The following is a 12,565-nucleotide window of genomic DNA, read 5'->3' as shown; positions in this document are numbered from 1 at the left end:
GGCATTGCCGGCCAGCCGCGACTTATCGTGAAAATCGGCGTTCGCCGCCGTTAGCGCCGCCAAGTCGGCGTCCGCCACGCCGTGTTCGGGTTTCAGATTGGCCAGGAAATGATCGAACCAGGCCAGAAAGTCGTGATCGGCGTTCGGGATAAACGTGGATTTGGGCATATTAAATTCCTTGATGAATGAATTGAATCCGCCCACCTACTCCAGTTTCGCCACCGGCAACACCCGCGACGAGGATATCGGCGTTTCCGTGCCGTGTTTTTATGTTGGAAACACGTCCTTCCGCTGTCCAGTGACGTGCTTCTAAAGTTCCGTGACGTGTTTCCAGGCTTCCGTGACATGCTTCCAAAGTTCCGTGACGTCCTTCCAGCCTTCCGTGTCGTCCTTCCAACGTTCCGTGACATCCTTCCAGGCTTCCGTGTCGTGATTCTACAGCTCCGTGAAACCCGAATCGCCGGAAGCCTTGCCAGCCGTGGCCTGCAGCGGTTTTCCCCCAACGTTGGAAGCGCGTGTAAAAACCGTTCAGGGACGGGCAAGCAAAGCGGCTTACCGCCAGCCGCGTTGAGATGCGCGCCTATTCGCTCGCCAGCGGGCTAACTTATGCAGAAAAGCTAGTGGATTAGCAGAGGCGCGCACTCCTTGAGCGTTCGAAAGAATAGTCTATAAATCGAAAACAGCATAGAATAGCCGCTAACGACTTCGCACGGACATTTTTCCATGCGTTATGCTCGCGGCTCGTTGCGTTTAGGGACTTTAGTTGTAACGACCCATAGGAGACGGTTATCCAATAACCGGGGGTGAGCCAATGGCCGACAGTAGGATGGGTAGAGCGAAGCGAAACCCATCAATCGAAGCGCCGATAAACCAGATATGACAGAATATCGCCGACATCGCCTCAAAGGCGGTTGTTATTTTTTCACCGTCAATTTGGCGGAGCGAAATCGGACTTTGCTGACCGATAGGATTGAACGGCTTCGCGAGTCTTTTCGTCACGTGAAAGAGCAACACCCGTTTAATATCGACGCGATTGTCGTGTTACCGGAACATCTCCATACGATTTGGACTTTGCCGGAAGGTGACGATGATTTTAGTTGTCGCTGGCGGCTGATCAAGACCCGCTTTACCAAACAGGTCGAAAAAGGCGAACGAATTTCCAAAAGCCGCGAACGCAAACAGGAACGCGGTATTTACCCAAAGGGCACAAGTGGCAGAGACGGTTTTGGGAGCATCGAATCAGAAACGAGGACGACTTCGTCAAGCATGTTGACTATATTCATTACAATCCAGTAAAACACGGCTATGTTCGTTGTGTTGCCGATTGGCGATATTCTTCATTTCATGATTTCGTCAAACGCGGCATCCTCCCGGCAAATTGGGCGGGCGGCATCTATCCTGAATTGGATTTGGCGTAATCGATGGTGTTTTTGATGGGTTTCGGCTAGCGCCTCTACCCATCCTACGAGCTTCATGTGATTCAATGACGGAAAACTCATCATCACCGGCCATTAATAGTTCTCGCCGATGAAAATAGAAAAGGAAATTGTATGCTTATCAATCAGCTATCAGGCATACGAGTATCTTTCGGTAGATATATAGTTAACTATCTAATTCCTTGTTAGCGATAAAAGTTGGTTGACAATGTCGAAAAGTGAAACGCAGTGGAACAACTTTAATGTGGCATTCAACAATTATCTTGCGTACATAGAGCGGAAACATAATAGATTCGAATTAACAATAATCGATTTATTGTACGTTGGTAATTTTAAAGGCGGCAACGCATCTATTGTGAGCACGGAGTCTGATGTAAACCGAGCATTGAGCTCATACTCTGTTGCTCTGGTGGAAATCAATAGTCAAATTGACGGGAAATCCCTTAATGAAATGTCACAAGCACAGAAGAATTGTGTAAAAAGCATTGCGCAGCAATTTATTGAGATGCCGCTAAATCCAGTTACTGGCATAAAGGGTTTTAAATCTTCTTATGCTTCAGCGATTCTCTGCGCGCATTTTTCAAATTTATTGCCGGTTATCGATCGCAATGTGTTAAGTGGTTTCGGAATTAAGCACCAAACAAAGCAGGGACAAGTGGTAGATATTGACAAATATTATCCGCGATTAATTGATTGCTTTTGGCGTAGGATGAGTAAGAGCGAAAGTTTGACGCTACGTGAGATAGATCGTGACATGTTCGTTAAGGGTGCAAATCTTCGCTAATTATTTGATGAAGCCAACGTCCAACTTAGCCTACAGCGCTATAAGCATGAACACAGATTGGGTTTGAAGGAAATTATGAAAACCGTATACATATTAGGAGCAGGATTTTCTGTCGAAGCTGGAGCACCGATGCAGGCCGCTATCATACGTGAAGCATTCAGGCTCTATAACAGTAATGACCAGCAATTTGATCGGAAACGGTTTGATATATTTGTTAGCTTCATTAGAAAACAGTTAAATGTAACTGAGGAACATTTTGCTGACGTCGATTTAGAAGACATATTCACCCCCCTAGATCGCTGCTTAACTGAAAGTTCTCAATATAGAGGCATTGGTCTTGATCAAATCATGAAGGTACGGGAGTCGGTATTCTACGTTGTTGGTCGTACCATACAATGTCTACTTAATGAGACAAACAATTCGAAGGATTATATAAATAAATTCGCGAACTATTTAACTAAGAAGTCATCAATAAGAACTGGGGAAAATTACAAAAGGGAAGATCCTGTTAGTGTCATTAGCACTAACTGGGACATTCTCTTGGATAATTCAATTTATCAATTGCTACAATCGAATAATACTTATGATGGGGTTGTAGATTACTGTTGTTATATAAGCTCGAAAGACGAATCTGATACCACCATCATGCCAGGATTAGAAAAACTTGGTAAAGGTGGGTTTAATGTTAAATTGTTAAAATTACATGGCTCACTAAACTGGTTTCAATGCCCAAGATGTGCAAGGTTATATACAAGATTCTCAAGAAAAGAAGCAATGGATAACTTTGTGCGAAGCTCGTCATGCAGGCATTGTGATAAGAATTTTCCAGAGGAAGTTGGAAACCACAAACTTTCACCAAACTTAATAATGCCTACTTATTTAAAAGATTTATCTAATCCTCAATACCGAATAATTTGGCAAAATGCAGGAATCGAAATTTCTGAAGCAGATGAAATTGTCTTTATTGGATATTCATTGCCATATGCTGATTTCGAAATGCGCCAGTTATTGTCTAGAATGACGAGAAAAAACGCAAAGATTCATGTTGTTGATTATCGCCAAGAAGGTAATACGGCAGATCTAGAATTGCATTGGTCAAAGTTTTTTGGTGAAAGAGAAATAAAATTTAGTTTTAATGGTGCAAAGGCTTTTGTTGATGCTCTAATGCTCGAAAACAGCAATTAAATTTCGATAACAATTGGCACGACGTGTGATTTAACCCCTGATTGACAGCTTTTCGTTTTATAGCTGACATACATCGAATGTCGCAAAATGGCCGAACCCAGTCCCTTAACCCAGCGAACCCGCGTGGTTTCCGCCGGCTTGCCCACTTCACCGCTATGTAACCCTTTGGCCGGATCGGCTCGGGCCTTTCCTCGTAGCAGCTTTCCAGCCCCAACCTATAGACCACTGCCCTATCGCGCTTGATGCCCGTCCTACTTCGTGTGTCGGCGTAGCCCATCTACCGCGTGCGGCCGAAACTTTTTTACATCCGCCGCTAAGGGTACAGACACGGTCGCGGCGTCTTGGTAATCGATACCGTTCACTTATGGAGAATGTACGATGATTTACCAGGACTCATTGACCCGCGCCGTAGTATTGATTTCCGCCGTTACGATACCGGGGATTGCGACCGCCGAGACTACGACGCTGAGCTTCGACATAGCTTCGCAACCGTTGAGCAGCGCATTGATACGGTTTTCGGCGATCAGCGGCTTACAGGTGCTTTACGAAGGCCGGCTCGCCGATCAAATTCAAGCGCCGGCGTTAAAAGGAACTTTCAGCGCGGAACAGGCCTTGCGCCAATTGCTGCAAGGCTCTGGCTTGAGTTTCCGCTTTAGCAACGCCTCGACCGTGACGCTGGATAAAACCCCGGCGGCGCCGGCGCCACAATCCAACGGCACCGCGACGATGCCGGCGGTGACGGTGACCGGCCAAGGCGTCTACGACACCGCTTCGCCCTACAACAAGGACTACGCGCTGCCGAATGCCACCACCGGCACCAAAACCGATACGTTGCAGTTCGATACGCCGGTATCGGTACAAGTGATACCAAAAGCCGTCATCGAAGATCAACAGGCGATCGGCCTGGAAAACGTCTTGAAAAACGTCAGCGGCGTGGCGAAAAACTGGGGCTTCGGCGCGGACGCCAACGAAAACATTTATCTGCGAGGCTTTGCCAACGGCATCAACAGCGTCGGCAATATTTATCGCGACGGCGTACTGACGCCCAACATGCCGATCTCGCTGGCGAACGCCGAGCGCGTCGAAGTCTTGAAAGGCCCGGCCGCGATGCTTTACGGGCGAGCGCAACCCGGCGGCCTGGTCAACGTCGTGACCAAACGGCCGCGCGGCGATGCCTATTACTCGCTGCAACAACAGTTCGGCTCCTACGATACCTATCGGACACTGCTGGACGCGACCAACAAAATCACCGAAGACGGCGCGCTGGCTTATCGCGTGAATTACGAACATCTGGACAGCAATTCGTTCCGGACCAACATCTACAATCAACGCGACTTTCTGGCACCCAGCCTGACCTGGCATATCACCGATAAAACCCAGCTTGATCTGGACTTTATCTACCAGGACAGCCGCAGCATCGCCGACTCCGGCATTCCTTACGATCAGCAATTGTCCGGCGCGATTCCCGGCAAGATTCCGTTGAGTTTCAACGGCAACGAGCCAACCGACTACAGCAACAAGCGCTCCTACCAGCAAGGTATTACGCTGACCCATGCTTTCACCGACGACTGGAAGGTGCGGGCCAAGTTTTCCGCGTTGGTGCAGGACAACGCCGCCGCGCAAACGCCGTCGAACGAAACGACCAACGGTTCCGGCGATATTGCCAGGGGCTTTTTGAAGAACGCCACGGATTTCGATAACAAATACGGCACGATAGACATCACCGGCCGGTTCGCAACCGGACCGATACAACACAACGTGTTGCTCGGCGCCGATTATTACAACTCGACCGATAAACACTTTAGCAGCCCTTACCGAACCGCGGTGCCGACCATCAACGTGTTCGACCCGCAATACGGTTTTACCGGCTTTCTGAACGATCCGCTAAGGCTGGGTAATATCGAACATAACGAGTGGTACGGCATTTATCTGCAGGACCAATTGGCTTGGAACGATACTTGGCATTTATTGCTCGGCGGCCGCTTCGACAACGCCACCTACCGCAATAGCTTCGGGGATAAGACCGACGACGATTATTTCAGCCCGCGTATCGGTTTGATGTACCACCCGCTGGATTGGCTGGGCGTTTACGTCAACTTCGTTAAAGGCTTTAACGCGTTCAACAGCGGCACCGCGCTGAACGGCTCATCCTACGATCCCGAGCAATCCCGCGAAATGGAATTCGGCATGAAAGGAAACTGGTGGAGCGGCAAATTGCAAGCCAATCTGGCCTTCTTCGAACTGACCAAGAAGAACGTCAAATCGCCGCTGCCGGCGCCGTTCAGCGATTATTTCGTTACGATAGGCGCGCAGCGCAGTCGCGGCATCGAGTTCGATTTGCAAGGCCAATTGACCGACGCCTGGAACGTCATCGCCACCTATACCTACATCGGCGCGGTGGTCACCAAAGGCTTGACCGGGGACTTCACCGGGGTCGGCGGCACTGGCGACCGCTTGGAAAACATTCCGCGCAACACCGCCAGTTTGTGGTCGACTTACGATTTCAGCCACCTGGGCGCGGAAGGCTTGAGCGCCGGCGCCGGCGTTTATCTGGTGGACAGCCGCGAAGGCAACGTCAACAACAGCTACGAAATCCCCGGCTATACCCGCGTCGATTCGATGCTGCGCTACCGGCGCAAGATCGGCCCGTCCAACGTGACCTTCCAATTCAACGTCGAGAATCTGCTGGATAAGGAATACATCGCCTCGGCCAACGGCTATAGCCAATTCATCCACCAGGCGATGCCCGGCGCGCCCAGGACGTTTTTAGGTTCGGTGAAAGTGGAGTTTTAGCGCGAAGCGTTTTCTACAAAGCTCGGGCCGGGTTCCACGTTACCCGGCCCGAGTTGCGGCTCGTCGCGGCCCTTCATCGATCAATGCGTTTCGATACCGTCGCATTCTTATATCGTCCTTTCAATGCATACGGACACAATCCGATTCTGTTCAGGGTTAAATTGATGTCCTCTCCATCAGCTCCCAATAGCCGACGCCCAAAGGCCGTCAAAACGCCCGCCTTAAATTACAGCGACTTATCCGAAAAACAACTCAGCCAAACTATTCAACATTGGCAGACAAAAGACGTAATCCGTCAAGCAGTTTTACATCTTCTTTACAAGCGATCTATTAACTTTTACGATCTTTTTATTCGTGTTTCGGTAACTTAAGCCATAGGCCATCAAGGACGGCTGAATGATCGGTGAAGGGATGGGGTTAACGGCTATCGAGTATTTATCGATAGCGACAGTCCTTTTGGGGGCAAAATGCGCAAATCGAAGAATTTAACTAGAGATATTTTTACCGCGATTACCTTTACGGCGGGAATGTTTGTATTTATGTCCGGCGAATTTATTCTATCTACCGTATTGTTTTGCTTGGCGAGCATTTCCAGTAATCTCGACTCAGATGCTAGGACCGGATTTAACAATCGTCGAGCGAAGCATCGTTAATAACTACCTGATTTTTTCTATTATCGTGGCATTTTAAAAAAGGCGGCTTACTTCCTCGGCCGATGGAGAGCAGGTATGTGCCGCGAGCTGAATCGTTACCGTTATTAAACTATATCGGCATTTATCAGCGTACCCTATGGACTTTAATCAGCCGCAACATGGATGATTAATTTCAGACCATCTTGTTACTATAAAAGTCGCTGGACGCTGCAGACATACCGGTGTCCGGACGCCCTTAATCCCGGCTAAAGCCGCGCCGATGCCCTCTTTTTAAGTCTCCGTGGCGTAACCCTGTCGTAGCCGCAGTTAGGATCGAAAAGGCCGTTGCGTGCTTCCGGCACTCTGATTTTTATATTCCATTTATATCCGGCATGGCTATTTTTATGACTTTTTTATCGATCGATCTGTACATTGTTTAACAGGCAATCGCCGCTGATTGCAATCGTAGTTTTTCAATTTCAACGAGGTAATCCAAATGGATATTGCGTATTTGCTGTTAACGGCGGTGTTCTTTGTGGCAACCGCATTATTGATCGGCGCTTGCGAAGCGTTGAGGGGGCAATCATGAGCTGGATTTATTTACTAAGCGGCGGCTTGACGCTGGCCGTGTTCGTTTATTTGGTCGTGGCATTGTTTTATCCGGAGAAATTCTGATGACAGGTCAAGGTTTTTTACAGATTGCCGTTTACCTCTTTACGCTGTTGGCTTTAGCCAAACCTTTGGGCGCTTATATGGCACGGGTTTATCAAGACGAATCCGTCGGATTGAACCGCTGGTTTGGCGGCGTTGAAAGACTGTTTTACCGGCTCAGCGGCGTCGATCCGGAACAGGAAATGCGCTGGACTCAATATGCGCTGGCGATGCTGGCGTTCAATTTGTTCGGATTGCTGGCGGTTTACTGCTTACAACGTTTTCAGGACGTGTTGCCGCTGAATCCGCATGCCTTAGCGGCAGTGACGCCCGATTCGGCGTTCAATACGGCGGTCAGCTTCGCCACCAACACCAATTGGCAAGGCTATGGCGGCGAAACCACGATGAGCTATCTGACCCAGATGTTGGGTTTGACGGTGCAAAATTTCGTATCCGCCGCCAGCGGCATGGCGGTGCTGGTGGCGTTGATTCGCGGCTTTAACCGCCGTAACAGTAACAGCATCGGTAACTTCTGGGTGGACATGACTCGTAGCACCTTATACATCTTGCTGCCCTTGTCGTTTTTGCTGGCGATAGTATTGGTCGGGCAGGGTGTGGTGCAGACGTTTAATCCGTATCAGACCGTCAATTTGCAAGAAGCGGTCAGCTACTCCGCACCGAAACTGGATGCCGATGGTAAAGCCATGGGCGATGCCGATGGCAAACCGGTGACCGAAACGGTGTCCACCCAAACGCAAACCCTGGCGATGGGGCCGGCGGCTTCGCAAGTTGCTATCAAACAATTGGGGACCAACGGCGGCGGTTTTTTTAACGTCAACTCCGCTCATCCGTTCGAGAACCCGACGCCGCTGTCCAATTTCCTGGAAATGCTGGCCATCCTGCTGATCCCTGCAGCACTGTGCCATACCTTTGGCGCGATGGTCGGCGACACCCGCCAGGGCTGGGTAATCCTTGGGGCAATGACCTTGGTGTTTGTCGCGCTGATTTTCGTCACGGTGCCGGCCGAACAAAACGGCAACCCGGCTTTAACCGCCTTGGGCGTCGATCAATCTGCCACCAACCAACAGGCCGGCGGCAATATGGAAGGCAAGGAAACCCGTTTCGGTATCGTCAACTCCGGCCTATGGGCGGTGGCGACGACGGCGGCATCCAACGGTTCGGTCAACGCCATGCATGATTCTTTCACGCCGATCGGCGGCATGGTACCGATGTGGCTGATGCAATTGGGCGAAGTGATTTTCGGCGGCGTCGGTTCCGGCTTGTACGGCATGATCGTGTTTGCGATCGTCGCGGTGTTCATCGCCGGCCTGATGATAGGCCGTACCCCGGAATATTTAGGCAAAAAGATCGAAGCCTATGAGATGAAAATGGCCGCCATCATTATCCTGATTCCGCCTTTGATGGTATTGGGCGGCACGGCGCTGTCGGTGATGCTGGAGGTCGGCAGAGCGTCGATCTTCAATCCCGGCGCTCACGGTTTCAGCGAAGTGCTGTATGCCTGGTCGTCGGCCGGTAATAACAACGGCAGCGCCTTCGGCGGTTTGTCGGCCAACGTGCCGTTCTATAACTTCATGCTGGGTCTGGCGATGCTGTTTTCCCGCTACTGGCTGATGATTCCGGTGTTGGCGATAGCCGGTTCGCTGGCGGCTAAAAAGACCGTGCCGGTCGGCCCCGGCACCCTGCCGACCCATACTCCGTTGTTTGCCGTTTTATTGATCGTCACCGTGCTGATGGTCGGCGCGCTGACCTTCGTCCCGGCCTTGGCCTTGGGGCCCGTCGTCGAGCATTTGCAGATGACGCCCACCAAATAAATGTAGGGTGGATTAGGTGCGCAAGGCAGAAAGTTCTCCGACAAACGATGATCTATATGCGCACCGTAACCCGCCATGGCAGCGCCGATTGCCCCCAAAGGCGCATCAGAATAGAGATAACACCATGACTAGCAAACCCGTTTCAACGTCCTTACTGGACCCGCAAATTCTGCAACAAGCCTTGTTCGATGCTTTTGCCAAACTGACGCCGCAACAACAATGGAAAAACCCGGTGATGTTCGTGGTCTACCTCGGCAGCTTGCTGACCACCGTGTTGTGGTTGCAGGCGCTGAACGGCGAAAGCGAAGAATCCGCCGGCTTTATCCTCAGCATCACGCTGTGGCTGTGGTTTACCGTACTGTTCGCCAACTTCGCCGAAGCGGTCGCGGAAGGCCGCAGCAAGGCCCAAGCCGCGTTTTTGCGCAGTGCCAAACGCGACATCGCCGCCAAAAAGCTCGACGAAGCCAAATACGGCAGCAACTACAGCAAAGTCGAAGGCTCCAGTCTGCGTAAAGGCGATGTAGTGCTGATCGAAGCCGGCGATTTCGTGCCCGGCGACGGCGATGTCATCGAAGGCGTGGCCTCGGTGGACGAAAGCGCGATCACCGGCGAATCGGCGCCCGTAATCCGCGAGTCCGGCGGCGATTTCAGTTCGGTGACCGGCGGCACCCGAGTGCTGTCCGACTGGCTGGTGGTGCGTATCAGCACCAATCCCGGCGAAACCTTTCTGGACCGCATGATAGGCATGGTGGAAAGCGCCAAACGCCAGAAAACCCCTAATGAGATTGCGTTGACCATTTTGCTGGTGGCGTTGACCTTGGTGTTCCTGATGGCTACCGTCACCTTGCTGCCGTTCTCGCTGTACAGCGTGCAGACCGCGGGCGCCGGTAGTCCGATTAGCGTTACCGTGTTGGTAGCCTTGCTGGTGTGCTTGATTCCGACCACCATCGGCGGTTTGCTGTCGGCGATCGGCGTGGCCGGCATCGGCCGGATGATGCAGAAAAACGTCATCGCCACCTCCGGCCGGGCCGTGGAAGCGGCCGGCGATGTCGATGTGCTGCTGTTGGACAAAACCGGCACTATTACGCTGGGTAACCGCCAGGCATCCGGTTTTTTTCCGGTCAAAGGCGTGACGGATCGCCAACTGGCCGATGCCGCGCAACTGGCATCGTTGGCGGACGAAACCCCCGAAGGTCGTAGCGTCGTGATACTGGCGAAGCAAAAATACAATATTCGCGAACGCGACATCCATTCCCTGGGTGCTACTTTCGTACATTTCAGCGCCCAGACCCGGATGAGCGGCGTCAACCTGGAAGGCCGGCAAATCCGCAAGGGCGCGGCCGACTCGATTCGGCAACATATCGAAGAACAAGGCGGCAAGGTGCCGCAAGAGCTGAAGAAAATGGTCGACGATGTCGCGCGCCGGGGCAGCACGCCGCTGGTGGTATCGGATGGCGCTAAAGCGCTGGGCGTCATCGAACTAAAGGACATCGTTAAGGGCGGCATCAAGGAACGTTTTATCGAACTGCGGCAGATGGGCATTAAAACCATCATGATCACCGGCGACAACCGCCTGACCGCCGCCGCGATTGCCGCCGAAGCCGGCGTCGACGACTTCCTGGCCGAAGCCACCCCGGAAGCCAAGCTGAATCTGATTCGTCAACATCAAACCGACGGCCGCTTGGTGGCGATGACCGGCGACGGTACCAACGACGCCCCGGCCCTCGCCCAAGCCGACGTGGCGGTGGCGATGAACAGCGGCACCCAGGCAGCCAAGGAAGCCGGCAACATGGTCGATCTGGATTCCAACCCGACCAAGCTGATCGAAATCGTCGAAACCGGCAAGCAAATGCTGATGACGCGCGGCGCGCTGACCACGTTTAGTATCGCCAACGACGTCGCCAAATATTTCGCGATTATTCCGGCCGCCTTCGCCACTACCTATCCGGCCTTGAACGTGCTGAACGTGATGGGTCTGGCGACGCCGGCCAGCGCGATTTTGTCGGCGGTTATCTTTAACGCCCTGATCATCATCGCGCTGATCCCGCTGGCCTTAAAAGGCATCAGCTATAAACCGGTCGGTGCGGAAAAACTGCTGCAAAACAATTTGCTGGTCTACGGCGTCGGCGGTCTGATCGTGCCGTTTATCGGCATCAAGGCGATTGATTTAATTTTGGTTGCGATGAATCTGGTGTAAACCAGGCACAACAAATACCGGGAGCTTTGTTCCCTCTCCTGGTGGACGACTGCAAGGATGCAGGAGGTAGAGCAACGCCGGGAGCATTTGCCGAGAGGGCGTTTTTACAGAATTATTAGGGCATTAAATGATGACTACTTACTTAAAACCCGCAGCGATGATGCTGTTCCTGCTGACCCTGGTGACCGGTGCCGCTTATCCGGCCCTGGTGACGGTGCTGGCGCAAGCCTTGTTCAGCGAGCAAGCCAATGGCAGCCTGATCAAAAACCAGCAAGGCCAGCCGATCGGTTCCGAACTGATCGGCCAAACTTTTAGCGAGCCGAAATATTTCTGGAGCCGGCCGTCGGCCACGGGTCCCTACGGTTATAACGCTGTCGCTTCCAGCGGTTCCAACCTGGGGCCGACCAATCCGGCGTTGACCGACGCGGTCGCCGCCAGGATACAAGCGCTGAAAGACGCCGATCACGGCAACCACTCGCCGGTGCCGGTGGATCTGGTCACCGCATCCGGAAGCGGCCTGGATCCGCATATCAGCGTCGCCGCTGCCGAATATCAGATCAAAAGGGTCGCAAAGGTCCGCAAAATTAACGAAGCCACGTTGCGCGAACTAGTGGATGCGCATACCGAAGGCCGGCAATGGCTGGTGTTCGGCGAACCCAGAGTCAATGTGTTGAGATTGAATCTGGCACTGGACCGGGCAAGCCGCTAGTGATACAGGGAAATGCGTGTAGGCTTGGTTGAAGGCGGCAAGAATAGGTCATTTCACACACTCCGCTTTATTCGCTCCGGAACCGTCCTCCAAGTTAAATACCTGAATTTCTTCAAGGAAATAACGAACGTATCAATACGGGTAATTTGTAAGTAAAAACGTACGTCGGCATTTTTGAGGATTTCCCAGACAAATTGGGTCGAATCCGAGCGAATTTGATTCGTTCTGTGTTATTTCACACACCACTAGGTCATATCCCCTATTTTTTGAATCGATGTCTATTTGACTTTTTTCATTATTCGTCTACGACACCCTGCTCCGATCTTTTTAAGCCGCCGCCTGAAGA

General features: G+C 51.9%; 7 protein-coding genes and 1 pseudogene. All 8 read left to right on the top strand.

Annotation, left to right across the window (positions count from 1 at the left end; genetic code table 11):
• The first annotated feature begins 876 nt into the window (after positions 1-876).
• The 8 genes and pseudogenes from A1355_RS03495 (at position 877) to kdpC (ending at position 12,219) form a co-directional block, all read left to right on the top strand.
• Positions 877-1,418 (top strand): annotated as a pseudogene (locus A1355_RS03495) (REP-associated tyrosine transposase).
• Positions 1,419-1,680: 262 nt separating this feature from the next.
• Positions 1,681-2,220, top strand: coding sequence for a hypothetical protein (locus A1355_RS03490; RefSeq protein ID WP_157197725.1), 540 nt, complete (start codon positions 1,681-1,683; stop codon positions 2,218-2,220).
• 75 nt (positions 2,221-2,295) lie between these two features.
• Positions 2,296-3,405 (top strand): hypothetical protein, encoded by a 1,110-nt coding sequence (locus A1355_RS03485; protein ID WP_064025025.1) that lies wholly within the window; start codon positions 2,296-2,298, stop codon positions 3,403-3,405.
• 378 nt (positions 3,406-3,783) lie between these two features.
• Positions 3,784-6,198, top strand: coding sequence for a TonB-dependent siderophore receptor (locus A1355_RS03480; protein WP_064025023.1), 2,415 nt, complete (start codon positions 3,784-3,786; stop codon positions 6,196-6,198).
• A 1,217-nt stretch (positions 6,199-7,415) separates the two neighbouring features.
• Positions 7,416-7,505 carry a potassium-transporting ATPase subunit F gene (locus tag A1355_RS03475; RefSeq protein WP_064025021.1) on the top strand — a complete coding sequence of 30 codons (90 nt, stop codon included), beginning with the start codon at positions 7,416-7,418 and terminating at the stop codon, positions 7,503-7,505.
• Positions 7,505-9,313, top strand: coding sequence for a potassium-transporting ATPase subunit KdpA (gene kdpA, locus A1355_RS03470; RefSeq protein WP_064025019.1), 1,809 nt, complete (start codon positions 7,505-7,507; stop codon positions 9,311-9,313). The genes A1355_RS03475 and kdpA overlap by 1 nt, the downstream gene beginning before the upstream one ends.
• Positions 9,314-9,437: 124 nt before the next feature.
• On the top strand, positions 9,438-11,510 hold the full coding sequence (gene kdpB / locus A1355_RS03465) for a potassium-transporting ATPase subunit KdpB (RefSeq protein ID WP_064025016.1): 2,073 nt from the start codon (positions 9,438-9,440) through the stop codon (positions 11,508-11,510).
• A gap of 130 nt (positions 11,511-11,640) precedes the next feature.
• Complete coding sequence (gene kdpC / locus A1355_RS03460; protein WP_064025031.1) at positions 11,641-12,219, top strand: potassium-transporting ATPase subunit KdpC; 579 nt, start codon at positions 11,641-11,643, stop codon at positions 12,217-12,219.
• Positions 12,220-12,565: the final 346 nt, after the last annotated feature.

It is taken from the genome of Methylomonas koyamae, from assembly GCF_001644025.1.
GTDB lineage: Bacteria > Pseudomonadota > Gammaproteobacteria > Methylococcales > Methylomonadaceae > Methylomonas > Methylomonas koyamae_A.
The sequence above is the reverse complement of the archived record's forward strand: the minus strand, read 5'-3'. Positions and strand labels throughout refer to the sequence as shown.